Source organism: Bradyrhizobium sp. USDA 336 (genome assembly GCF_044908355.1).
GTDB lineage: Bacteria > Pseudomonadota > Alphaproteobacteria > Rhizobiales > Xanthobacteraceae > Bradyrhizobium > Bradyrhizobium yuanmingense.
In genome coordinates, this window is sequence record NZ_JBIYDC010000002.1 from 4,118,989 (window position 1) to 4,142,661 (window position 23,673).

Annotated in this window: 21 protein-coding genes; 10 read left to right on the forward strand and 11 right to left on the reverse strand. The window is 66.2% G+C overall.

Features of this window, described 5'->3' with window-relative positions; translation table 11 throughout:
* Window positions 1-103: 103 nt before the first annotated feature.
* Together ABIA45_RS20220 and ABIA45_RS20225 are read right to left on the reverse strand one after the other, a co-directional pair.
* Window positions 104-868, reverse strand: a complete 765-nt coding sequence (locus ABIA45_RS20220; protein WP_271540465.1) for a tRNA1(Val) (adenine(37)-N6)-methyltransferase — start codon at window positions 866-868, stop codon at window positions 104-106.
* Window positions 861-1,088 (reverse strand): DUF2007 domain-containing protein, encoded by a 228-nt coding sequence (locus ABIA45_RS20225; protein ID WP_008562067.1) that lies wholly within the window; start codon window positions 1,086-1,088, stop codon window positions 861-863. The genes ABIA45_RS20220 and ABIA45_RS20225 overlap by 8 nt, the downstream gene beginning before the upstream one ends.
* 133 nt (window positions 1,089-1,221) lie before the next feature.
* Here ABIA45_RS20225 and ABIA45_RS20230 point away from each other — a divergent pair, with 133 nt between their 5' ends.
* The 5 genes from ABIA45_RS20230 (at window position 1,222) to ABIA45_RS20250 (ending at window position 5,942) form a co-directional block, all read left to right on the forward strand.
* Complete coding sequence (locus tag ABIA45_RS20230; RefSeq protein WP_271540461.1) at window positions 1,222-2,229, forward strand: polyprenyl synthetase family protein; 1,008 nt, start codon at window positions 1,222-1,224, stop codon at window positions 2,227-2,229.
* 385 nt (window positions 2,230-2,614) lie between these two features.
* Window positions 2,615-3,130, forward strand: a complete 516-nt coding sequence (locus ABIA45_RS20235; protein WP_404653354.1) for a winged helix-turn-helix transcriptional regulator — start codon at window positions 2,615-2,617, stop codon at window positions 3,128-3,130.
* Window position 3,131: 1 nt separating this feature from the next.
* Window positions 3,132-4,394 carry a beta-ketoacyl-ACP synthase II gene (fabF, locus tag ABIA45_RS20240; RefSeq protein WP_404653355.1) on the forward strand — a complete coding sequence of 421 codons (1,263 nt, stop codon included), beginning with the start codon at window positions 3,132-3,134 and terminating at the stop codon, window positions 4,392-4,394.
* 44 nt (window positions 4,395-4,438) lie between these two features.
* Entirely contained in the window at window positions 4,439-5,071 is a 633-nt protein-coding gene (locus ABIA45_RS20245) for a LysE family translocator (protein ID WP_271540455.1), read from the forward strand.
* Window positions 5,064-5,942: an alpha/beta fold hydrolase gene (locus ABIA45_RS20250; protein WP_271540453.1), complete on the forward strand. Its 879-nt coding sequence runs from the start codon at window positions 5,064-5,066 to the stop codon at window positions 5,940-5,942. The genes ABIA45_RS20245 and ABIA45_RS20250 overlap by 8 nt, the downstream gene beginning before the upstream one ends.
* A 113-nt stretch (window positions 5,943-6,055) precedes the next feature.
* Here the strand turns inward: ABIA45_RS20250 and ABIA45_RS20255 are convergent, their stop codons facing one another.
* The 3 genes from ABIA45_RS20255 to ABIA45_RS20265 all read right to left on the reverse strand — a co-directional run bounded on the left by ABIA45_RS20255 (window position 6,056) and on the right by ABIA45_RS20265 (window position 10,774).
* On the reverse strand, window positions 6,056-6,940 hold the full coding sequence (locus ABIA45_RS20255; protein WP_404653358.1) for a 4-(cytidine 5'-diphospho)-2-C-methyl-D-erythritol kinase: 885 nt from the start codon (window positions 6,938-6,940) through the stop codon (window positions 6,056-6,058).
* An 84-nt stretch (window positions 6,941-7,024) separates the two neighbouring features.
* Window positions 7,025-8,821 carry a tetratricopeptide repeat protein gene (locus tag ABIA45_RS20260; protein WP_275508400.1) on the reverse strand — a complete coding sequence of 599 codons (1,797 nt, stop codon included), beginning with the start codon at window positions 8,819-8,821 and terminating at the stop codon, window positions 7,025-7,027.
* Window positions 8,822-9,112: 291 nt separating this feature from the next.
* A complete protein-coding gene (locus tag ABIA45_RS20265; RefSeq protein ID WP_157284777.1) occupies window positions 9,113-10,774 on the reverse strand; it encodes an electron transfer flavoprotein-ubiquinone oxidoreductase in 1,662 nt (553 codons plus the stop codon).
* A gap of 135 nt (window positions 10,775-10,909) precedes the next feature.
* Between ABIA45_RS20265 and ABIA45_RS20270 the strand changes: the two genes are divergently transcribed.
* Entirely contained in the window at window positions 10,910-11,716 is an 807-nt protein-coding gene (locus tag ABIA45_RS20270; protein ID WP_271540449.1) for a uracil-DNA glycosylase family protein, read from the forward strand.
* 151 nt (window positions 11,717-11,867) lie between these two features.
* On the opposite strand, the gene ABIA45_RS20275 is transcribed toward ABIA45_RS20270, so the two are convergent.
* From ABIA45_RS20275 to ABIA45_RS20290, 4 genes are all read right to left on the reverse strand, one after another.
* A complete protein-coding gene (locus tag ABIA45_RS20275; protein WP_271540446.1) occupies window positions 11,868-13,376 on the reverse strand; it encodes a glycosyltransferase family 39 protein in 1,509 nt (502 codons plus the stop codon).
* Between the two features lie 267 nt (window positions 13,377-13,643).
* Entirely contained in the window at window positions 13,644-14,501 is an 858-nt protein-coding gene (locus ABIA45_RS20280) for a ribonuclease HII (RefSeq protein WP_404653360.1), read from the reverse strand.
* Between the two features lie 75 nt (window positions 14,502-14,576).
* Window positions 14,577-15,032 (reverse strand): VOC family protein, encoded by a 456-nt coding sequence (locus ABIA45_RS20285; protein WP_404653362.1) that lies wholly within the window; start codon window positions 15,030-15,032, stop codon window positions 14,577-14,579.
* 24 nt (window positions 15,033-15,056) lie between these two features.
* A complete protein-coding gene (locus ABIA45_RS20290) occupies window positions 15,057-16,220 on the reverse strand; it encodes a PA0069 family radical SAM protein (RefSeq protein ID WP_404653363.1) in 1,164 nt (387 codons plus the stop codon).
* A gap of 210 nt (window positions 16,221-16,430) precedes the next feature.
* Here ABIA45_RS20290 and ABIA45_RS20295 point away from each other — a divergent pair, with 210 nt between their 5' ends.
* Both ABIA45_RS20295 and ABIA45_RS20300 read left to right on the forward strand, forming a co-directional pair.
* The gene (locus ABIA45_RS20295) at window positions 16,431-18,845 is read left to right on the forward strand and encodes a phosphoketolase (protein ID WP_404653364.1); all 2,415 of its coding nucleotides are present in this window, start codon (window positions 16,431-16,433) and stop codon (window positions 18,843-18,845) included.
* Between the two features lie 2 nt (window positions 18,846-18,847).
* A complete protein-coding gene (locus ABIA45_RS20300; RefSeq protein ID WP_271540437.1) occupies window positions 18,848-20,020 on the forward strand; it encodes an acetate/propionate family kinase in 1,173 nt (390 codons plus the stop codon).
* Window positions 20,021-20,108: 88 nt separating this feature from the next.
* Here the strand turns inward: ABIA45_RS20300 and ABIA45_RS20305 are convergent, their stop codons facing one another.
* On the reverse strand, window positions 20,109-20,951 hold the full coding sequence (locus ABIA45_RS20305) for an RMD1 family protein (RefSeq protein ID WP_157284784.1): 843 nt from the start codon (window positions 20,949-20,951) through the stop codon (window positions 20,109-20,111).
* A 257-nt stretch (window positions 20,952-21,208) separates the two neighbouring features.
* On the opposite strand from ABIA45_RS20305, the gene ABIA45_RS20310 reads away from it, so the two are divergent.
* Together ABIA45_RS20310 and ABIA45_RS20315 are read left to right on the forward strand one after the other, a co-directional pair.
* Window positions 21,209-21,784, forward strand: coding sequence for a glycosyl transferase (locus ABIA45_RS20310; RefSeq protein ID WP_404543371.1), 576 nt, complete (start codon window positions 21,209-21,211; stop codon window positions 21,782-21,784).
* 63 nt (window positions 21,785-21,847) lie between these two features.
* Complete coding sequence (locus tag ABIA45_RS20315; RefSeq protein WP_404653366.1) at window positions 21,848-22,807, forward strand: GNAT family N-acetyltransferase; 960 nt, start codon at window positions 21,848-21,850, stop codon at window positions 22,805-22,807.
* Between the two features lie 242 nt (window positions 22,808-23,049).
* On the opposite strand, the gene moaB is transcribed toward ABIA45_RS20315, so the two are convergent.
* The gene (gene moaB / locus ABIA45_RS20320; protein ID WP_404653367.1) at window positions 23,050-23,610 is read right to left on the reverse strand and encodes a molybdenum cofactor biosynthesis protein B; all 561 of its coding nucleotides are present in this window, start codon (window positions 23,608-23,610) and stop codon (window positions 23,050-23,052) included.
* Between the last annotated feature and the right edge of the window lie 63 nt (window positions 23,611-23,673).

The window sequence follows — 23,673 nt, forward strand, 5'->3', positions numbered from 1 at the left end:
ATGAAGATCTATCTGCTGTTGCTGCTGATCGGTGCGCTTTTCACGGCGCTTCACTTTACGTCGCCGCAAGAGCAGCAGACGGAATCGCTTCCGCAATAAGCCGTCACGGCCTCGCCAGCGGCAACGCCGCCCTCCCCTCCAGAATATCCTTCACCTCTTTCTTCGGCACGTTTGACTCCTCGTTGAGCATGAGGCCCGGCAGCAATTGCGACGGTGCCCGGCCGCCTTTGACTGCGCGCACCAGCACCCGGATGGCAGGCTTTCCCGCTTCGCCATGAACCGGCAGGATCGCGAGGCTGCCGAAGCCGCGTGACAGCGCTGCCATGACATCGCCAATTCCGTCCGCGCGCCAGATCAAGGTCAGCACGCCGCTCGATCGGAGAATGCGCCGGGCTGCATGCACCCACGCATGCAGCGTCTCCTCCCTCGCCACATGCGCGGTGTGGCGCGCCTGATCCGGCGAGCCGCGATGGCGTGCGGGATCGTTGAAGGGCGGGTTCATCAATACGGCGTCGGAACTGTCGGGCAGAAGTCCGTTCGCTGCAAACGCCTGCGCGTCGGCGGTGACGTCGAGCACGATGACCTCGGCGGGAATCGTGTTCGCTGCGGCGTTCGCCCGCGCGAGCTCTGCCAGTTCCGGATCGATCTCGACGAGGCTCAGCCTGATCCCCACGACGCGCCGCGCCAGCGCAAGGCCCGCCGTGCCGACGCCGGCGCCAAGCTCGACCACGCGGTCACCCGCCCTAGCGTCGGTCGCTGCTGCCAGCAGGACGGCGTCGTGCCCGGCGCGGTGACCTGACCGCTTCTGCATCAAGCGCAACTGCCCGCCGAGAAACGCGTCCTCGGTAATATCCGCGGCCTCAATCATCGCCGCGCAGTTCGTGGCTGAGGCCTGCCTCGGTGAGGAGCGCCCTGGCTTCCTCGGCGTCGTCCTCATGAACCAGGATCCGCCGCGGCAGAATGCCGAGAGACCCCTCGATGATGCTCATGTTCTGGTCCAGCACCAGATGATGGATGTTGGCGCCGTCGAGCAGCGCGCCAATCGCCGACACCAGCACCATATCGTTGGTCCGAACCAGTTCACGCAAAACGGAGGTCTCCTGCCTGAAAGTGGCTAACGCGGCAAATGTCAATGGTTCCGCGGCCCTTGCCGCATCCGCCGCCAGTTTCTATTGTATTTCCATCAGAATAGCCCTTCCGGGGCAAATATTGGAGACCGGCGTGGCCGTCATCGTACCTTTCGAAACCCCCGGCGCGTCGATCGAAGAGCTGGTTGCCCTTGTCGCTCCCGATATGGAGCGCGTCAATGCCACGATCCTGTCGCGGACCGGCTCCGACGTGACCATGATCCCTGAAGTGGCCAACCACTTGATCTCCTCGGGCGGCAAGCGCCTGCGCCCGATGCTGACGCTCGCCATGGCCAACCTCGCCGGCTACAGCGGCGACGGCCACATCAAGTTAGCTGCAAGCGTCGAGTTCATGCACACCGCCACCCTGCTCCACGACGACGTGGTCGACGAGAGCGAGATGCGCCGTGGCAAGCTGTCGGCGCGCATGCTCTGGGGCAACGAGGCAAGCGTGCTGGTCGGCGACTTCCTGCTCGGCCAGGCCTTCCGCATGATGGTCGAGGTCGGCTCGCTGCGCGCGCTCGACATCCTCTCCGCGGCGGCCGCCACCATCGCCGAGGGCGAGGTGATGCAGCTCGCCGCCGCCAAGAACACCGCGACCACCGAGGACGAATATCTCGCCGTGATCCGCGGCAAGACCGCCGAATTGTTCGCCGCCGCCTGCGAGGTCGGCCCCGTGATCGCGAACCGCCCGAAGGCGGAGCAGACCGCCTGCCGCTCGGTCGGCATGAATCTCGGCATCGCCTTCCAGCTCGTCGACGACGTGCTCGACTATGGCGGCAAGAGCGCCAAGCTCGGCAAGAACACCGGCGACGATTTCCGCGAAGGCAAGATCACGCTGCCCGTCGTGCTCGCCTTCCGCCGCGGCAACGACACCGAGCGCGCCTTCTGGATCCGCGCGCTCGAGCGCGGCGAGATCGGCGATTCCGATCTCGATCACGCCATCGGCCTCATGAACAAGCACCGCGCGCTGGAGGACACGCTGATCCGTGCCCAGCACTACGGCGCCATGGCCGTGGATGCGCTGGCGCTGTTCCCGCCCTCGCCGATGAAGAGCGCGCTGGAGCAGGTCGTGGCGTTCTGCTTGGCAAGATCGCATTAGGCGACTGACGCTCACGCTTTTGCGCGCTCCCTGCACCCGTCATTGCGAGCGTAGCGAAGCAATCCAGAATCCCGCCGCGGAAACAGTCTGGATTGCTTCGCTGCGCTCGCAATGACGGAGTGCGCCGCGACGGCACCGCTCGCTCTCCTGTCCCGGACGCGCTGCAGCGTGAAACGCTTCTGCGCAGAGCCGTCACCCATGCGACATCCGCAATCATGATCAATATGGGCCCCGGCTCTGCAGCGCACCGCTAAGAGGCGCTGCGCTGCGTCCGGGGCACGAGAGCGCGCTTCATCTCACCAGCAGAACCCAGCCCCACTCGCTCCACATGGCTGCCCGGGGCAGTCACTTGCATTTTGCAAGTTACTGACCTACCTTGCCCGCCATGCAGCCCAAATCCCCTTCCATCCTGGAATGCCCGGTCGGCCGCGCGGTGGAGACGGTCGGCGAATGGTGGAGCATCCTGATTCTGCGCGACGCATTTCAGGGTGCGACGAAGTTCGACGAGTTCTCGCAAGGCCTCGGCATTGCGCCCAACATCCTGTCGCGGCGGCTCTCGCATCTCACCGAAAGCGGCATGTTCGTGCGTCGCCGCTATCAGGAGCGCCCGCCGCGCTACGAATATGTGCTGACGGACAAGGCGCGCGATTTCTTCCCCGTGATCGCTACGCTGCTCGCCTGGGGCAACAAGCATCTGGCGCCGAAAGGCAGATCCATCCTGCTGGCGAGCCGCGACGATGTCCGCCCGCTCGAGCCGCTCTTGGTCGATGCCGCCGATAAGCGCCCGATCACGCTCGCCAATGCGGTCGTCGTCGCAGGTCCCCGCGCCAGCCGCGGCATGCGCGCACGGCTTGCTTCGCTCAAGGCCATGAACCCGGCCGTCGCGCCGGCTGGAGACTGACATGCGTCGTATCGTCGTGACGGGAATGGGCGCGGTGTCGCCGCTTGGCTGCGGCGTCGAATTGACGTGGCGGCGGCTGCTCGCCGGGCAAAGCGGGCTGCGCCCGCTGCCGGAATGGGCAGAGGCGCTGCCGGCGCGCATCGCAGGCCTCGTTCCCGACAAGGCCGATGATGCCGAAGGCGGTTTCGATCCGGCGCAGGCTGCCGCACCCAAGGATCAGCGCAAGATGGACCGCTTCATCCTGTTCGCGCTGCTCGCGACGGCAGAAGCCGTCGCGAAAGCCAAATGGACACCGCAGGACGCTGGCGCGCTCGAGCGCACCGCGACGATCATCGCCTCCGGCGTCGGCGGCTTTCCCGCCATGGCGGAGGCGGTGCGCGTCACCGAGCAGCGCGGCGCGCGCCGGCTGTCGCCGTTCACGATCCCCTCGTTCCTCGCCAATCTCGCCGCCGGCCACGTCTCGATCAAATACGGCTACAAGGGCGCGCTGGGCACGCCCGTCACGGCCTGCGCGGCGGGCGTGCAGGCGATCGGCGATGCCGCGCGCATGATCCGGTCAGGCGAAGCGGACGTTGCGATCTGCGGCGGCGCGGAGGCCTGCATCGACATCGTCAGCCTCGGCGGCTTTGCGGCCGCTCGCGCGCTATCGAGCGGCTTCAACGACGAGCCAGCGCTCGCCTCGCGTCCGTTCGATCGCAACCGCGACGGTTTCGTCATGGGCGAAGGCGCCGGCATCCTGGTGATCGAGGCGCTGGAGCATGCGCAGGCGCGCGGCGCGACGCCGATCGCCGAGATCGTAGGCTACGGCACGACCGCGGACGCCTATCACATGACCTCGGGGCCGCCCGATGGCGATGGTGCCCGCCGCGCCATGGAGATCGCGCTTCGGCAGGCCAAGCTTGCGCCCGCGGATGTGCAGCACCTGAACGCGCACGCGACCTCGACACCGGCCGGCGACGAGAGCGAGCTCGGCGCCATCGGCGCGCTGTTCGGCCGCAACCGCGGCATTGCCGTGAGCGCGACCAAATCGGCCACGGGTCACCTGCTCGGCGCCGCCGGCGGGCTGGAAGCCATCTTCACCGTGCTCGCATTGCGCGACCAGATCGCGCCGCCCACGCTCAATCTCGAAAACCCCGATGCGAGCGCTGAAGGCATCGATATTGTCGCAGGCAGCGCGCGGCCGATGCCGATGCAGCATGCCATCTCCAACGGGTTCGGCTTCGGCGGGGTCAATGCCAGCGTGATCTTGCGCCGGCTGGGCTGAACAAGAGGCCTTGCAATCGCCGCCCGCTCCGCTACGAAAACGGCATGATCGAAACCAATTTCTGGCTGTTCCTGGCCGCAGCTCTCCTCATTGCCGCCGTTCCCGGCCCTGGCATTTTTTACGTCGCCGCGCGAACCTTGTCGGAGGGGCGTACCAGCGGCTTTGCCTCGACCGCGGGCACGGCGCTGGGCGGACTGGTTCATGTGGTCGCGGGCAGCCTCGGCATCTCCGCCATCATCCTGGCCAGCGCGGAGCTGTTTGCCGCCGTGAAATTCGTCGGCGCGCTCTATCTGGTCTGGCTGGGCATCAAGACCTTTCGCAGCGCCGGCAGCAACCTGTCGCTTGGGAGCGAGCCGATCGGCGACGAGCGCGCGTTCCGCGACGGCGTGCTGGTCGAAGCGCTCAATCCGAAGACCGCGGCATTCTTCCTCGCCTTCATTCCTCAGTTTCTCGATCCGTCGGACTCGAACCCGACGCTGCAATTCATCCTGCTGGGTGCGATCTCGGTGGCGCTGAACACGCTCGCCGATGTCGTGGTAGTCCTGATGGCCTCGGCGACGCGCGCGCAACTAACCGGACGGCCACTTCTGATGCGTCGCCTCACGCAGGGCTCCGGCGTCTTCATCGCCGGCCTCGGCCTCTCGCTCGCTTTGGCGCGGCGGCCGGCAAATGGCTAGCGCCCCGCAAAGCCGCTTCTATGAATCGCACGGCCTGCGGCTGCACTACGCCGACTGGGGCAACGAGGGTGCACCCGCCGCCATCCTGGTGCATGGCGGTCGCGATCATTGCCGCAGCTGGGATCACATCGCGCGTTCGCTGCAACCGCATTTTCGCGTCGTCGCGCCCGACCTGCGTGGTCACGGCGATTCCGACTGGACGAGAGGCGGCAGCTACGCGCTGACAGAATACGTGTACGATCTCGCGCAGCTGGTTCGCACCGTCGCAGCGCCTCAGGTCACCCTGATCGGCCATTCGATGGGCGGCATGGTGAGCCTGATCTTTTCGGGCGCATTCCCCGAACAGGTCACGAGGCTCGTCGTCCTCGACGGCGTGACCATGCTGCCCGATACACCGAAGCCGCCGGCGCATGAGCGCATCGGCAGATGGGTCGGCCAGCTCGACAGACTGCACGACCGCACCCCGCGCCGCTATGCGACGCTCGAGGACGCCGCCGCGCAGATGATGCTTCACAACAAGCGCCTTGCCCGCGACCTCGCGCTGCATCTCGCCAGGCACGGCGCACGGCGGAACGAAGACGGCAGCTACAGCTGGAAATTCGATCCCTATCAGCGCGCCTCCGCGCCACATCGGCTCTGGCCCGACGATCACATCGAGCTGTGGTCGCGGATCACGTGCCCGACGCTGCTGCTCAATGCCGGCGAAAGCTTTCTAGCGGGCGCTCGGTCCGCCGGCCTGGAGCGATACTTCCAGAACGCGCGCGTCAAGACCATCGCTGGAGCGGGACACTGGCTGCAGCACGACAAGCCGCAGGAGGTGTTGGGTGAGATCCGGACGTTTCTGGGATTGACCGGGGAAAGCGGCGAGTAGCTGACTGCCGTAGGGTGGGCAAAGCGAAGCGTGCCCACCGCTTTCACCGCGCAACGGGAATGATCGTGGGCACAGCGCTATCGCGCCTTTGCCCACACTACGGCAGCGGTACCCTAGCTCAACGTGCCCGCATGCACCCACCAGGCGGGGTGATCGCGGCGGATCTTTTCGGCCGCGGCATGCGCCTCCGCGGGCGCGCCGTAGATCGCAAAGCACGTCGCGCCCGAGCCGGACATGCGGGCGAGCTTGACGCCGGCGGAATCGCGCAAGGCGTCCAGCACCTCGCCGATCACAGGCTCGATCCGCAGCGCGGGCGCTTCGAGATCGTTGGCGACGGTCTCGAGAACCTCGACCCAATCGGAAATCGAGGCGCCCTCCTCCGGCCAAGCCGGCGCGCGGATGACGTCGGTGACGCCGACCAGGAGCTCGCCGTTGCGCAGGCCCAGCGCCTGGAACACGTCCTTGGTGGCGACCGGCACGCGCGGATTGACCATGACGCAAGGCATGCTCGGCAGCGCGAGCGGCAGCAGCTGCTCGCCGACGCCGGTCATGTCGCAGGCGCGCGAGAGGAGGCACACCGGCACGTCGGCGCCGGTTGCGAGCGCGACCTTCTGAATGCGGGGATCATCGAGCGACAAATCGTTGAGACGCGCCAGGAGCCGCAGCGCGGCCGCGGCATCCGCCGAGCCGCCGCCGATGCCGGCTGCAACGGGGAGCACCTTGTCGAGCGCGAAGGCGCCCAGCTGCAGGCCAGGGATCGCCTCGGCAAGCAGCTTGGCGGCCTTGAGCACGAGATTGTCGGCGGTGTCGCCGCAGGCGGCAGCCAGCGGCCCAGTCGTGGTGAGCTTCAGCTCCCCGCCCGGCTCCAAGGTGAGCCGGTCGGCGCAGTCGGCAAACGCGACCACGCTTTCGAGATCATGATAACCGTCGGCACGACGGCCGACGACGCGAAGGCTCAAATTGACCTTCGCCCGTCCCTCTTCAATCAACGCCGACATTGGCGATCAGCCCCCAAGACTCACTTGTTTGCGCATGATCTGATCGGAAAACCGCTCCACACTTTTCCGGATCATGCGCCTAGCTTAGCCGCCCTTGCCGTCGTCCTTCTTCTTCTCGGCCTGCGCCGCAGAAGAGTTCGAATTGTCGTCGGGGAGGCCATTGGCGATCTTGGCCTCGATCTTCGGCAGCTCTTCCGGCTCGGGCTTGAGATCGCGCGCATGCGACCACTGGAATTTTGCCTCGAGCGTTCGGCCGACGCGCCAATAGGCGTCGCCGAGGTGGTCGTTGATGGTGGGATCCTCGGGCTTGAGATCGATCGCGCGTTCGAGGTTCTTCACCGCCTCCTCGAAATTGCCGATGCGGTAATAGGCCCAGCCGAGGGAATCGACGATGTAGCCGTCGTCGGGACGCTGCTCGACGGCCCGCTTGATCATCTTCATGCCTTCGTCGAGATTCACGCCCTGGTCGATCCAGGAATAGCCGAGATAGTTGAGGACGTGCGGCTGGTCGGGCTGCAGCTCCAGCGCCTTCTTCATGTCGGCCTCGGCCTTGGCCCATTGCTTGGAGCGCTCCTGGCAGATGCCGCGATAATAGTACCAGACGCTATTGGCCTTGTCGTTGCCGGGCGGCAGCACCTCGATGCCGCGTGAATAGGTCGCGCCGCAATCGCCGAACCGCTTGCGGCCGCGCTCGATGTTGCCGAGCGCCATGATGGCTTCGAGGTCCTTGGGATCCTCCGAGGTGACGCCCTTGAGGATCTTGATCGCCTCGTCGGTGCGGTCGGCGGAATCGAGATCGATGGCGAGCTGAATCTGCGCGTTGCGCTTGAGCGGCGAGTTGGCGGGCACGCGCTCGTAGACCTTGATCGCCATCTTCGGCCGCTTGACTGATTCGTAGAGATCGGCGAGCGACAGCAGCGCCAGCGGATGGCTCGGCTGCAGGTAGAGCGAGAGCTGGAGATAGACCAGCGCCAGATCCTCGCCGCCGCGGCGGGTCAGCGTCGCGCCGATGCCGTAGAGCGCTTCGGCGGCGCCGGCCTGCGCGGAATCGACCAGCGGCGGCATCTTCTTGCCGGCCTTGGTCTCGCGCAGGCCTTCCTGGATCAGCGGATGGCGTGCCAGCTTCTTGTCGAAGGCCTGGTAGACATTGGTGGCCGCGGCGGAATCCTTGTTGCGCGACAGCCAGCGCGCATAGGCCTCGGTCACGCGCAGCATGGAATCGTCGAGCTTGTAGGCGCGCTCGAAGCGCGTGCCGGCGTCCTTGTCCTTGCCGGAGAGCTCCAGGATCATGCCGGTGTGGAGATCCTTGAACAGCGGATACCATTCCGGACCTGTCAGCTTGTCGATGGTGGCGACACCACCCTTGGCATCGCCCGCACCATAGGCGGCCCAGCCCGACAGCAGCGTGGCGACGAGATCGGTGATCGGACCACGGATCGACTGGTTGATGTTGGTCTGCGCCGCGACGTACTTCTTCAGCTTGAGATCGTGCACGCCGACGACGAGACGGGCGACGCGGTTGGTCTTGTCGATGGTGAGGATGCGCTCGGCGAGCTTGACCGCCTCGTCGATGTCGCCGTCGGCGACCGACGAGATGAAGGCACGGTCGAGCAGCTCGTTGTTCTTGGGATCGGTGCGGAGCGCCGAACGGTAGAATGCGGCGGCCGAGGCCGCGTCGCGCTCGACGCTGGCATGGCGGGCGGCGAGATAGCTGCCGGCACCGGTGAGCGACTTCAGATCGTTTCGCGTCGGAAACTGCGCCGCCGTGTTCTCCGGATGATCCGGCGTCTGCGCCAGGACCGCGCCGGGGACCGTCGCGATCGCGGTGCCCATGAGGGCGATGGCGGCAGCAGTCCAGCGGTTGAAACGATTTGAAAACATCAGGGCTCGCCTTGAGTTGGTGGTGCCTGGGTTTGCAGCAGAAGGCCGTATCGCAAGCGAACGCAGCCGGTGACATCCGGGCCCGGAACCGTCAGGCCGACAATGCCGCTTTTGGCGCTTCGCCGCAAGGATTCGGACCCGGGAAGATCCCCTCCGCACGCCCAAACCGGCCCATTGAAACCGCGCCAGCGCCCCAAGACGCCGCCACTATGGCCTTATCGTGGCCGCGGCGGGTCGCCGCAGCCTCGTCCTCACGGGAACGTGCGTCTGGTCACCCGTGCGATGCGCCCCTCACATCGCCTCGTAGTTCGGGCCGCCGCCGCCCTCCGGGGGAACCCAGGTGATGTTGCCGTTGGGATCCTTCACGTCGCAGGTCTTGCAGTGAACGCAGTTCTGGGCGTTGATCTGGAAGCGCGGGCCGGAGCCCTCCTCGATCCATTCATAGACGCCAGCCGGGCAATAGCGGTTCGAGGGGCCGGCATAGACGTCGTGCTCGGAGCTCTTCTGGAGGTTCATGTCGGTGACCTTCAGATGGATCGGCTGGTCCTCCTCGTGATTGGTGTTGGACAAAAACACCGAGGACAGCTTGTCGAACGTGATCTTGCCGTCGGGCTTCGGGTAGTTCCTGGGCGCGTGGCTCTTGGCCGAATCGAGCGTGGCGCGGTCGGGCTTGACGTGCGACTGCGTGCCAAACAGTGAGGCGCCGAACAGCGTATTGCACCACATATCGAAGCCGCCCAGCGCGACGCCGAGCACGGTGCCGAACTTCGACCACAATGGCTTGACGTTGCGGACCAGGAACAGGTCCTTACCGACCGATGAGGAGCGCCAGGCGTTCTCGTATTCGACGAGCTCGTCATTGGCGCGGTCGGCGGCGAGCGCGGCCGCAACATGTTCGGCAGCAAGCATGCCGGTGCCCATCGCATTGTGCACGCCCTTGATGCGCGGCACGTTGACGAAGCCGGCCGCGCAGCCGATCAGCGCGCCGCCGGGGAAGCTCAGCTTCGGCACCGACTGATAGCCGCCCTCGGTGATGGCGCGCGCGCCGTAAGCGAGCCGCTTGGCGCCTTCGAAGGTGCCGCGGATCGAGGGATGGGTCTTGAAGCGCTGGAATTCGTCGAACGGGGACAGATAGGGATCGTCGTAGTTCAGATGCACGACGAAGCCGACGGCGACGAGATTGTCGTCGTAGTGATAAAGGAACGAGCCGCCACCGGTCTTGAGGTCAAGCGGCCAGCCGAATGAATGCTGGATCAAGCCCTTCTGGTGCTTGGCGGGATCGATCTGCCAGACCTCCTTGAGGCCGATGCCGAACTTCGGCGGCTCGCTCTTGGCGTCGAGCGCGAACTTGTTGATGAGCTGCTTGGTCAGGCTGCCTCGGGCGCCTTCGGCGAACAGCGTGTACTTGCCGAGCAATTCCATGCCGCGCGTGAAGGAATCCTTCGGCTTGCCGTCGCGGCCGATGCCCATGTCGCCGGTGGCAATGCCCTTGACCTTACCCTCCTCGTCATAGAGCACCTCGGCCGCCGCAAAGCCCGGATAGATCTCGACGCCAAGCGCCTCGGCCTTGCGCGCCAGCCAGCGGCAGACATTGCCGAGCGAGCCGATGTAGCAGTGATGATTGTCCATCAGCGGCGGCATCATGAAATTCGGCAGCTTGATCGCGCCGCCGCCGGTCATCCAGTAGAAGCGGTCGTCCTTGACCTGCGTCTTCAGCGGGCAGTCGGCATCCTCGCGCCAGTCCGGGATCAGCTTGTCGAGGCCCGCGGGATCGATCACGGCGCCCGAGAGGATGTGCGCACCAACCTCGGAGCCCTTCTCCACCACAACGACGTTGAGCTCGGCGTTGAGCTGCTTGAGCCGGATCGCGGCCGACAGACCCGACGGGCCGGCGCCGACGATGACGACGTCGAATTCCATGGATTCGCGCGGGGGAAGTTCTTCGGTGCTCATTTGATCTCAGCCCTTGAGACGGTCCTTGGTCGTTTGCGCCCTCTTGTTTCCGATTTTTCCGGGTAGGACAACCTCGGAATCGCGTTCCGCCGGGATGCAAGGCCGTCCAAGGTGATATAAAAGTCAGACTTTCCCATGATCCCCGAACCCGCACCCACCGTCCGAGAGCTGCTCGCCTTCTATCTGGAGGCCGGTGTCGACTGCGCGCTTGCGGAGGAACCGATAGACCGCCTCGCGGAAATCGATGCGCCGCCACCCAGCCCGCGCGCGGCCCCGCCAGCCGAAGCGCCGCGGCCGGTCGCCGCGCCCGCGGTCATGCGCGGCGAAGCCGCGCCTGCACCGGACGTCGCCATCGCCTCGGCACGCGAAGCCGCACGCACCGCGCCGACCCTGGAGGCGCTGCGCGAGCTGATGCAGAATTTCGAGGGCTGCGCGTTGAAGCACACCGCTACGCGGCTGGTGTTTGCCGACGGCAACCCGCAGGCGCGCATCATGTTCGTCGGCGAGGCGCCGGGCCGCGACGAGGACATCGAGGGACTGCCTTTCGTCGGGCGCAGCGGCAAGCTGCTCGATCTGATGATCGGAGCCATCGGCCTCAACCGCACCACCGCCTACATCGCCAACGTCATTCCCTGGCGGCCGCCCGGCAACCGCACGCCGACGCCGCAGGAGACGCAAATCTGCCTGCCCTTCATCCAGCGCCAGATCGAGTTGGTGAACCCCGACGTGCTGGTGACGCTTGGCAATCCTTCGACACAGACGCTGCTGTCGACGCGCGAAGGCATCATGCGCACGCGCGGGCGCTGGTTCGACTACGACACCGGCCAGCGGGTGATCCGCGCGCTGCCGACGTTTCACCCGGCCTACCTCTTACGCTCGCCGGCCTACAAGCGGCTGGCCTGGCAGGATCTGCGGGCGATCGCGAAGGTGCTGGCGGGTTAGCGAGCTCTCGTGTCCCGGACGCGGTGCGGCACCCAGTAACGCTCCGCAGAGCCGGGACCCAGAAACGCAAGATAGTACGATGCGGCGAGATGGGCCCCGGCTCTGCGGCGCACCGCCGAAGAGGCGCTGCGCCGCGTCCGGGGCACGAGACCTACGTCCCCTTCGGCCGCACGATGGCCCAGCCGATTCGCAACAGCTGCTGCCGGCCGGTCACCAGCCATTCAAAGGCGCGCGGCACTTCCGGCACGATGCCGGGAAAGCGCTTGACGATCTCGGGCGGCGGCGTGCCGGCGGTATCGGAGGCGCGCCAGACCACGACGCCGCCGGTCTCGCTGAACTTGGTCTGGCTCATCCACGGCGTCCGCGCGGGGGCGGCGTCGATGAACAGGTGCGGCCGGCCGGAATGAAGCGCGATCAGGCTGGCGAGCTGGGTCTCGCCGGCGACGGCGCGCAGGCGATGGTTGGTGCGGCGGGCGAAGCTCTCGTCGAAGAAGTCCGAGATCGCGCGCGCCGGCATCGAGGTCGCAATTTCGCTAGTGCCCGTCCAAGGCAGGAACAGGACGGCGAGCACCACGCCGGCGGCGGGCGCGGCGACGGCGGCGGCCCAGACCACGCGCAGCATGCGCGCGCGGCGCATCGCGATGAGATCGCCGGCCGCGACGACCACGGCAAGCCCCGACATGATCAGCACGACACCGGGGCCGCCGACGACGGATTCGAGCCCGAGCAGGCCGGAGATCAGCACCGCGCCGAGCGGCAGAGCGAACGCGAAGAAATAGACGAAGTTGCGCGCGAGCGGCTCGACCGGCGGGCGGTAGATGATCGGTGGCTCCTCGCCCTTGCCGGCGAACATTCCGGTGTTGAGCAAGGTCAGCGCCGGGATCGCAGCCGCCCCGAGCGCGAGCCCGCCGAGCAGCCAGACCGCATGTAGCGCACGGTCTTTGAGCTCGGCGACTGGCGGCAAGGCCGGCAGTGTTAGCGTCTCGGCACGCATCAGAAAGACCGCATAGGGCAGCGCCAGCACGGCGACGACGATCAGCGCGAACAGCGGATCGAGTCCGCGCAGCGTCCGGCGGCCGCCGGCGGTCGAAACCGCGAAGACGACGATCAGCAGCAGCAGGTAGATCGCGGCGGGGGTCGTCAGCAGCAGGAGGCCGGCTTCGATCGACCAGGCGAACCAGGCATTGCCGCGGCGCTGGCCAATGATCTGCCAGGAGTGCAGCAGTAACAGCGCCCAGAGCGGCCGCGCCAGGATCAGCGGACCGAAGTCCAGCGCGGACGAGGAGAAGGCCAGCACCGTCATGGTGAGCAGCACGGCAAGCACGGCCTGCTGCGAGCCGACCACGGCACGGGAGAGATGATAGAGCGCGATGAAGGTCGCGATCTCGCAGAGCTGGGCGAGCACATAGACGCCGAGCATGTGGCCGCCGGCGGCGCGATAGGCGATGTCGGCAAGCCAGACCGCAAGCGGCGGGCCGAGATCGGTGCCGACCTGGTATTCCCTGCCGAAGGCCAGAAGGGTCGCGAGAGTGCCGGGCGGGCTGCGGTAGAACACCAGCGCCACTAACAGCCACATCGCGGCCTGCAGCAGCACCGCAATCCAAACGATCAGCCGCGGCCGGGCGCGAATGAGCTCGATGACCAGGGAGGTAAACCGCATGCAACGTCCGAAGGTGCAGCCAACCCGTCCAGCCGGCCCCATTTGCTCGCGTCTGTTTTGATAAAGGGCGCTGTGCGTCGTGGCAACTTCGGTCTGCTCCCTCTCCCCGTTCTTACGGGGAGAGGGCCGGGGTGAGGGGCTGCATCCGCGAGCACGGCAACAGTTGGACTCGCGGAGAGTCCCCCTCACCCGGAATGCATCTGCGATGCATTCCGGCCTCTCCCCGCAGGCGGGGAGAGGCGAAGGGGCGCTGCCGAAAGAGAAATCCTAGAGGCCGGCGGAAGCGTCGATCTCGACGCTCGCCTCCACCTGCACCTCGACCTCGGTCACCGAGAACAGGTCCTGCACCGGCTCGACGGTCCAGGGCATGTGCTTGGCGCGGGCGGCGGCGACGGGGGCGAAGAAGCTGCGGTGGTGGATGGAGGGGCCGAGGCGATCGAGCGCGTCGAGATGCTCTGGCACGGCATAGCCCTTGTGCTGCTCGAAGCCGTAGCCCGGGCAGTCCTGCGCCAGCGCGCACATCAGCCGGTCCCGGGTGACCTTGGCGACGATGGAGGCCGCGGCGATCGACAGCACGATACCGTCGCCGCCGATCACCGCCTCGCAGTCGCATGCGGTGTCGAGCCGGTCGCGGCCGTCGACGAAGACGTGCCTGGGCGCCTCTGGAAGGGCCACCACGGCGCGCTTCAACGCCCACAGCGAGGCGCGCAGGATGTTGTCGCGGTCGATTCGCGCCGGCGAGGCGACGGCGACCGAGACCTGCGCGGTGGCGCAGATCTTGTCGAACAGCTTTTCGCGCTCCTCGGCGGTCAGGCGCTTGGAATCGTCGATGCCGCGGGGAATCCGGTCGGGATCGAGAATCACGGCCGCCGCCACCACAGGGCCGGCTAGCGGGCCGCGGCCCGCCTCGTCGCAGCCCGCGACCGGCCAGACGCCGCGCTTGATCAGCGCGCGCTCGCGGCGGAAGCTCGGGGGAGCAACGGCGATGATGCCCTTCTTGCCGGCAGGAACCTTCGCAACATCGGCCGCAGAGCTCTTTGCCGCCTTGATGGGTGCAGCCTTCTTCGCGGCCGCTTTCTTCGGCGCGGCCTTGGCTGAGGTCTTGGCGGAGGGGTCCCGAATCATGCGCGGGATCGTGCGCAAGCGGCGGTGCCGGCGCAACCCGGAACCCGGGATATTCCCGTTATTCAGGCCGCCCGCCTACTCCGCCAGATGCACCCGCCGGTCATCGCCGACCTCGATTCCCGGCGCGACCACGACTTCCCAGACATGTGCATCGGGATCGGCAAAATAGCCGCAATAGCCGCCGTAATCGGTCGCATGCGCCGCTTTCAGCAAGGTGGCCCCCTTCTGGACGGCGAAGGCCAGCACCTCCTCGACCTCCTCGCGGGTCGCGCAATTCCAGGCGAGCGTCATGCCGCGAAACGTCGTGGGCCTCGGCTGGTCCTCCAAGGATGCGTCCGCCGCGAGCCGATCCCAGTGATAAAGGGCGAGCACCGGACCGCCGGTATCGTAGAACGCAACCGCCTCGCCGGTTGCCTTCAGCCGACGCGAGAAACCAAGCGCGTCGTAGAAGGCGATGCTCGCGCGGATGTCGTTGACACCGAGGGTGATGACCGTCAGCCGCGGCACCGGCGCGGCGAGTTCCTTAAGCATGCGACACCTCTTGCACCTGTCCGCTCAAAACAGGCTGAGCTGATCGCCGTTCCGCTTCGGCCGCGCAAAGTGATCAATGGTCAGCTTCGAGCGCCGCTTGTTGAGCCCGAGCCGCTCGCAGGCGATCTCGAAGCGTCGACCGATGGTCCAGGCCATCGGTCCGGTGCCCTTCATCCGTTCGCCCCATTTGGCGTCGTAATCGCGCCCGCCGCGCATGTCGCGGATCAGGGTAAAGACGTGGCGATAGCGGTCCGGATAGTTCGCCATCAGCCATTCGCGGAAGAGATCGCGCACCTCCAGCGGCAGCCGCAGCAGCACATAGGCGGCTTCCTTGACGCCGGCATGGGCGGCGGCGTCGAGGATGCGCTCGATCTCGGAATCGTTCAGCGCGGGGATCACGGGCGCGACCATCACCGTCGTGGGAATGCCGGCCTCCGAGAGCTGCTTCAGCGCCTCCAGCCGCTTCGGCGGCGTCGAGGCCCGCGGCTCCATCGTGCGCGCCAGCTTCGGATCGAGCGAGGTGACCGAGATCGCGACCTTGGCGAGGTTGCGCTTGGCCATCCGCTGGAGAATGTCGATGTCGCGGAGCACCAGGGCCGATTTGGTGACGATGCCGACCGGATGCGAGGTGCGCTCCAGCACTTCCAAAATGCCGCGCATGATTTTGCGCTCGCGCTCGATCGGCTGGTAGGGATCGGTGTTGGTGCCGATCGCGATCATCCGCGGCTCGTAGCCGGGAGCCGCAAGCTCCTTCTCGAGCAGCGAAGGCGCCTCGGGCTTCACGAACAGTTTTGACTCGAAGTCGAGCCCCGGCGACAGGCCGAGATAGGCGTGGGTCGGCCGCGCGAAGCAATAGACGCAGCCGTGCTCGCAGCCGCGATACGGATTGATCGAGCGGTCGAAGCCGATGTCGGGGGAATCGTTGCGAGTGATCACCTTGCGCGAGGTGTCGATGGCGACACTCGTCTTGAACGGCGGCAGCTCGTCCAGGCTCTGCCAGCCGTCATCGAAAGCGACGCGCGCCTCAGCCTCGTAGCGGCCGCTGGCATTGGATTGTGCGCCCCGCCCTCGCCTTCGCGCGCGGTCGATGGCGACGCCAAGCTCGGGGAAATCTGAAGGCGCACCCGCCGGCTCGGAGGGCGCCGTGACCGGCGGGTGCTTGAGAGCATGAGAGGATGCTGGACTCATGCAGCCAAGATAGCACGGCGCGGGAACAAATCAAGAACGCAAACCAAAAACGTGAAAACAACCCCATGCACAGTAGAGCTGCCCAAACTTCGCGCGCCCGCCTTTGACCTCACGCAACACGGCCGTCACGACCATCCCGTCTCATGCCCGACGGATCGATCGCCCTGGAACCGGGTTGGTGACGATCGCGAAGTGAAGGTCGGCAGGACCATGACAATCCAACAAAAAACGGCCGAAGCGAGCAGCGACCTCGATCTGCTCGATCGCTATTGGCGCGCCGCCAACTACCTCTCGGTCGGGCAAATCTACCTGCTCGACAATCCGCTGCTGCGCGAGCCGCTGCGGCCCGAGCACATCAAGCCGCGTCTGCTGGGTCATTGGGGCACGACGCCGGGCCTGAACTTCATCTACGCCCATCTCAACCGCGTCATCCGGGCGCTCGATGTCAACGTGATTTATGTCTGCGGTCCCGGCCATGGCGGTCCGGGCATGGTCGCCAACACTTATCTCGAAGGCAGCTACAGCGAGATCTATCCCGATATTGCGCGCGACACGGACGGATTGCGCAAGCTGTTTCGGCAGTTCTCCTTCCCCGGCGGCATCCCGAGCCACGCCGCGCCGGAAACGCCGGGCTCCATCCACGAAGGCGGCGAGCTCGGCTATGCGCTGGTGCACGCCTATGGCGCCGCATTCGACAACCCGGATTTGATCGTCGCCTGCGTGGTCGGCGACGGCGAGGCCGAGACCGGGCCGCTCGCTGCGTCCTGGCACTCCAACAAGTTCCTGAACCCCGCCCATGACGGCGCGGTGCTGCCGATCCTGCATCTCAACGGCTACAAGATCGCGGGCCCCACCGTGCTCGGACGGATGCAGGACGCCGAGATCCGGGACCTCTTCCGCGGGTTCGGCCACGAGCCGCTGTTCGTCACGGGCGACGATCCCAAATTGATGCACCAGGCCATGGCCGATGCGCTGGACGTCGCATTCGCCAGCATCCGCTCGATCCAGCAACATGCCCGCGACGGTCGCACAAGCGTCGAGCGGCCGCGCTGGCCGATGATCGTGCTGCGCAGCCCGAAGGGCTGGACCGGCCCGAAGGAGGTCGACGGCAAGAAGGTCGAGGGTTTTTGGCGCGCGCATCAGGTGCCAGTCGCAGGCTGCCGCGAGAACCCGGCGCATCTCAAGGTGCTCGAAGACTGGATGCGCAGCTACGGGCCAGAAAAGCTGTTCGATGGCAACGGCGCCCTCGTTGCCGAGCTTCAGGCGCTCGCGCCCGACGGCGTCAGGCGCATGGGCGCCAATCCGCATGCCAATGGCGGCGTGCTGAAGAAGGAGCTGAAGCTGCCCGACTTCCGCAGCTTCGCGATCGAGGTGCCGCAGCCCGGCGAGGTCGTGGCGGAAGCCACGCGCGAGCTCGGCAAATTCCTGCGCGACGTCATTCGCCTGAATGCGAAGGCGCGCAATTTCCGCATCATGGGCCCGGACGAGACGGCATCGAACCGGCTCGACGCCGTGTTCGAGGCCACCGAACGCGTCTGGATGGAGCCGACCGAACCTTACGACGTGCACCTCGCCCAGGACGGCCGCGTGATGGAGGTGCTGAGCGAGCATCTCTGCCAGGGCTGGCTGGAGGGCTACCTGCTCACGGGACGGCACGGCTTCTTCTCCTGCTACGAGGCCTTCACCCACATCGTGGATTCCATGTTCAACCAGCACGCCAAATGGCTGAAGGTGACGCGGGAGCTGCCGTGGCGACGTCCGATCGCCTCGCTCAATTATCTGCTGACCTCGCATGTCTGGCGCCAGGACCATAACGGCTTCAGCCATCAGGACCCCGGTTTCGTCGATCTCGTCGCCAACAAGAAGGCCGACATCGTCCGCATCTACTTCCCGCCGGACGCCAACACGCTGCTGTGGATCGCCGACCACTGCCTGCGCACCTATAACCGCATCAACGTGATCGTCGCCGGCAAGCAGCCGGCGCCGCAATGGCTGTCGATGCAGGACGCGGCGACGCATTGCGATGCCGGCATCGGCATCTGGACCTGGGCGGGAACGGAGGATGGAAAGGGCGAGCCCGACGTGGTGATGGCCTGCGCCGGCGACGTGCCGACGCTGGAGACGCTCGCTGCCGTCGACCTCCTGCGCAAGACGCTGCCGGACTTGAAGATCCGCGTCGTCAACGTCGTCGACCTCATGACGCTGCAGCCGAGGGAGCAGCATCCGCACGGCCTGTCCGACCGCGACTTCGACAGCCTGTTCACGCGCGACAAGCCTGTGATCTTTGCCTATCACGGCTATCCCTATCTCATTCACCGGCTGACCTATAGCCGCACCAACCATGCCGGAATGCATGTGCGCGGCTTTGCCGAGGAGGGCACCACGACGACGCCCTTCGACATGGTCGTGCTCAACGAACTCGACCGCTATCACCTTGCGATCGAGGCGATCGAACGCGTGCCGGGACTGGCGACCAAGGCTGCGCAGGTGAAGCAGCAATTCCGCGACAGACTGATCGAACACTCCCGCTATGTCCGTGAGCATGGTGAGGACATGCCTGAGATTCGTGACTGGGTCTGGCAGAACAGCGCCGGCGGCAACACGCCGGCCGAGGCCGGCGACTAGCGATGCCGGACACGGTCCTCGTCCTCAACGCGGGATCGTCGAGCATCAAGTTCGGCCTGTTCGATGTCGCGGCGGCCGAGCCCGCCCTGCTCTGCAAGGGCCTGCTGGACGAGCACGAGGCCAAACCCCGGCTGGTGGTGAAAGGCCCTGCAGGCGAAGACCTGTTCGAGACAAGCAAGCAGGCGCCGCAGGCAGCCGGCGACCATCTGTTCGCGGACGTGCTCGCCTTCATCGAGGACCGGTTCGGTGGACGCAGCCTGCGGGCCGTCGGCCATCGCATCGTGCACGGCGGGGCGGATTATTCAGGCCCGGTGGTCCTGATGGACGACATCATTGCGAAACTGGAGGCCTTGACGCCGCTGGCGCCGCTGCACCAGCCGCGCTGCCTCGCGCCGGTGCGAACGCTGGCGGCGATCCGGCCCGAGCTGACGCAGATCGCGTGTTTCGACACCGCCTTCCACCACGGCCTCGCGCCGCCCGCGAGCCGCTTCGCCATTCCCAGGCGATTCGAGGCGCGTGGCGTCAGGCGCTACGGCTTTCACGGCCTCTCGTTCGAATATGTCGCGGGACGCCTGGCCGAGATCGCGCCGGAGCTCGTGGCCAAGCGCACTGTCATCGCGCATCTCGGCAATGGCGCCAGCCTCTGCGCCTTGCGCGATAGCCGCAGCATCGACACCACGATGGGGCTGACGCCGCTCGACGGCCTCGTCATGGGCACGCGCTGCGGTGCGATCGATCCGGGCGTGCTGCTCTATCTGCAACAGTACGAGAACATGTCGGCCCGGGAGGTCCAGCACCTGCTCTATCACGAGTCAGGCCTGCTTGGCGTTTCCGGCATCTCCGCGGACATGCGTACACTGCTGGCGAGTAGCGAGGCTGCGGCGCGCGAGGCGGTCGATCTCTTCACCTTTCGTGCGGCGCAGCAGGTCGCGATGATGGCGGCCACGCTCGGCGGCCTGGATTGTCTGATCTTCACCGGCGGCATCGGCGAACATGCCAGGGAGATCCGCGGCGCCATCGGCCAGCGTCTCGCCTGGATGGGCGTGCGCATCGACGCCGCAAGCAACGATGCCGCGCGCGAGCGCATCAACGGCAACGACAGCACCGTCGCGGTCTTCGTTATTCCCACCAACGAAGAGATGATGATCGCGCGCCATTGCGCGGCGCTGATCTAGGGGGTTATGCCATTGCGGAAACACCCTCTCCGCAGGCGGAGAGGGTGTGCACTTACGTTGTAGCAATCAAACCTGAACTCATCGTGCTTTAGTGACCGCGGCCGGTCAGGAGCTGAAAAGTCCCCATCGCGATCTCGATCACGATCAGCACCACGATCGCGATCTCCAGGCGCAGCGAGCGCTGGGTGTCGATGATGTCGGTCAGCGCGTTGGCGGTCTCCGATACCGCGGTGAGCTTGCGCTCGAGCGTGTCGAGGCGCTCCTTCAGCTCGTACTCGTCCTCGAGACGGGAATACAGCCGATCGAGCTCGGGCTTCTCCCAGAGCACGTCGGGCTTCTCGGCGACCGCGACGCGGCCGGCAACGCGCTGCTGTACCAGCAGCGCGTTGCCGATCAATTGCAGAATGCCCGTGCGCCGACGCGGGGTGCGGCCGTGTTCGGCGAGCTCCCGTGCAAACGGCTCGATGACGTCGAACACCGCGGCGACGCGGCGCTCGTCGCGCGCCAGCGACGTGCTCTTTGCGAGCGCATCGGCAACCAGCAGCAGCCGGTCGTCGGAGAACTTGGCGAGGCAGATCGGCCCGCCCGGCTGGATCGTCTCGCCCGCTTCCTCGTTGCAGAGCTGCGCCTGCGCGATCTCCTCCTCGTACGGGCTGAGCTCTCCGGTCACGCGTGATTTCAGGCTGTCGACGAGAACCTTCTCCTCCGACGGCAACAGCCCGATCAGCACGACCACGCCATAGCGAAAGATCACGGCAAGGCCGGCATGAACGCGGAAGGCGGCCGGCGTCGAGGACACCAGCGTGCCGATCTCCAAGTTGGAAGCATTGATGCGGTCGCCCAGCATCAGCGCCCGGATCCGCAAGGTCGGTGCGGCCTCCTGCTTCGGCGATTTTGGCGCCGTGCCAACGGCGAGATGATCGGCGTTCATGCAAGGTCTCTCCCGGGCAGCGAAAGGTCGCTACGAAGCATCGGGGATAATACCGTCAGGATCGGCTTGTGCCGAAACATTCGGCAATATTATCAGCCCGCGCCTGGCACATCTGGCCGCGATGAACTCGCGGCAGTTTACCATCGCACGCCGAAGCCCCTTCCGAAAGTTGCACTCGGCAGCGCGACGGGTTTATGACAACATTATGCAACGCAACGCTACGCTTCTCCCGAAGTGCGGAAACTGAAGCCTCAATCATGCTGAGCGTCATCATTCCGACCGAAGGTGTCGAGCAGACGGCGGTCGCAACCCTGGCCGCGCTGGTGCCCGGCGCCGCAGCCGGCGTGATCCGGGAAGTGCTTCTGGTCGACGGCACGCGCAACGGCGTCATCGAGCGTGTTGCCGACGTCGCGGGCTGCCGTTTCATCGGCTTCGATGGGCATTCGCAAGGCGCTGCGCTTGCTGCCGGCGCGCGCCAGGCCCGATCGCCCTGGCTGATGTTCCTGCCTGCGGGCGCGGTGCTGGAAACCGGCTGGATCGAGGAAACCACCCAGTTCATCCAGGCCGTCGCCACCAGCGGCCGGGATCGTGCGGCGGTGTTCCGCTATGCCCGTTCGCCCTACGCAAATACCGCAGTGCGCGACGTCCTCTGGGCCGTGGCGCGCAGGCTCATCGGTCCGCTCGGCGATCAAGGCCTGCTGATCGCGCGTGATCATTACGACCGGATCGGTGGATACCCGCCCCACGCCCGGCATTCCGAGGCGCGGCTGCTCCGGCGGCTCGGCCGGTCGTCCCGGACCATGCTGCGCAGCCGGATCGTGATGGTCGGCTGAAGCGCCGAGATACTTGCCAACGTCAATCAATTAATTGACAATGGCAAATATCGAGGTGATCCCATGCTATCGAAAGCTTCGTCATCAAGCGCCGTGGCCGAACAGGCCGCCGACGACCACGTCGCAGCGGTTCGCGCCTTCAACCGCTTCTACACCCGCAAGCTCGGCGTGCTCGACCAGCACCTCGGCAAGAGCCCGTTCTCGCTCAGCGAGGCGCGGGTGCTCTACGAACTCGCCCAACGCGACGATCTTGCGGCAAAAGAGATCGGACACGAGCTCGGTCTCGATCCCGGCTATCTCAGCCGCATCGTCCAGAGCTTCGACGAGAAGGGGCTGATCACGCGAAAGCCCCTGCCCGCGGACCGCAGGCAATACCAGCTCAGCCTGACCGCCAAAGGCCGGCAGGCTTTCGTCAAGCTGAACCAGAGCTCGCAAAACGAGGTCGCCGCGATGCTGGCTCAGCTTTCACCCGGCGATGCGACGCGGCTCACGCAGGCGATGGCGACCATCGAGGCCGTGCTGGAGCAACGCCGAAGCTCGCCCGCTTCTTTCATGCTGCGCAGCCATCGCGTCGGCGATATGGGTTGGGTCGTCTCCCGCCAGGCTGCCGCCTACGCCGCGGACTACAATTGGGACATCAGCTACGAGGCGCTGGTCGCCGAGATCTGCGCACAGTTCATCAGGAATTACGACGCCGCGCGCGAGCACTGCTGGATCGCCGAGGCCGGCGGCGAGCCGATCGGCTCGGTGTTCCTGGTCAAGGCCACGGACGAAATCGCCAAACTCCGCCTGTTGCAGGTTGAGAAGAAAGCACGGGGCCTCGGCGTCGGCCGCGCCCTCGTCGAGCAATGCATCCAAGGCGCCCGCGAGCGCGGCTACAGCAAGATGACGCTGTGGACGCAGAGCATTTTGGTGGCCGCGCGGGGGATCTACAAGAGTGCGGGGTTCAAGCTGGTCGCGACGGAGCCGCATCACAGCTTCGGGCAGGATCTGATCGGCGAAACGTGGGAACGGGATCTCTGACTGTTTTTATTCAACAACGCGCGCCGTGACCTTACCCTCCCCTGGAGGGGTCCTGGAGGGGGAGGGTCGGCTCACATGGAGCGCAGCGTAATGTGAGACGGGGTGGGGTGACGGTCTCTCCACATCCAACACTGCCTGAGTGGAGAGATCACCCCACCCCGCTCGCGCTGCGCGCGATCGACCCCCTCCCCCTCCAGGGGAGGGTGACCTCGATCAGCTAGACATCATCCGCACAACGCGCATCACACCGTCGCGCCCTGCGCTTTCGGCCGGCGCAGATGTTCGTCCAGCCGCGGCATGATCTCGACGAAATTGCAGGGACGCGTGCGGTAGTCGAGCTGAGCCGCCAGGATGCCGTCCCAGCCGTCGCGGCAGGCGCCGGGCGAGCCCGGCAGGCAGAAGATGTAGGTCGCGCCCGCCACGCCCGCGGTGGCGCGGCTCTGGATCGTCGACGCCCCGATCTTGGCGTGGCTCAGCATGTGGAAGGCGATCGAGAAGCCGTCCATGCGCTTCTCGAACAGCGGCTCGATCGCCTCGGGCGTGACGTCGCGCCCGGTAAAGCCGGTGCCGCCGGTGGTGATGACGACGTCGATGCCGCTATCGGCGATCCAGCGGCGGATCACGGCGCGGATCGCCTCGACATCGTCGGTGACGATCTCGCGCGCGGCGAGATGATGACCCGCAGCGGTGAGACGATCGGCGAGGGTCTGACCGGACTTGTCGTCGCTGAGCGCGCGCGTGTCGGACACCGTGAGCACCGCAATGTTGAGCGGGATGAATTGTTTGGATTCGTCGATGGCCATGTTGCGTCTTTCGTGTCCCGGACAAGGTGCGGCGCATCAGCGCCGCGCCGCAGAGCCGGGACC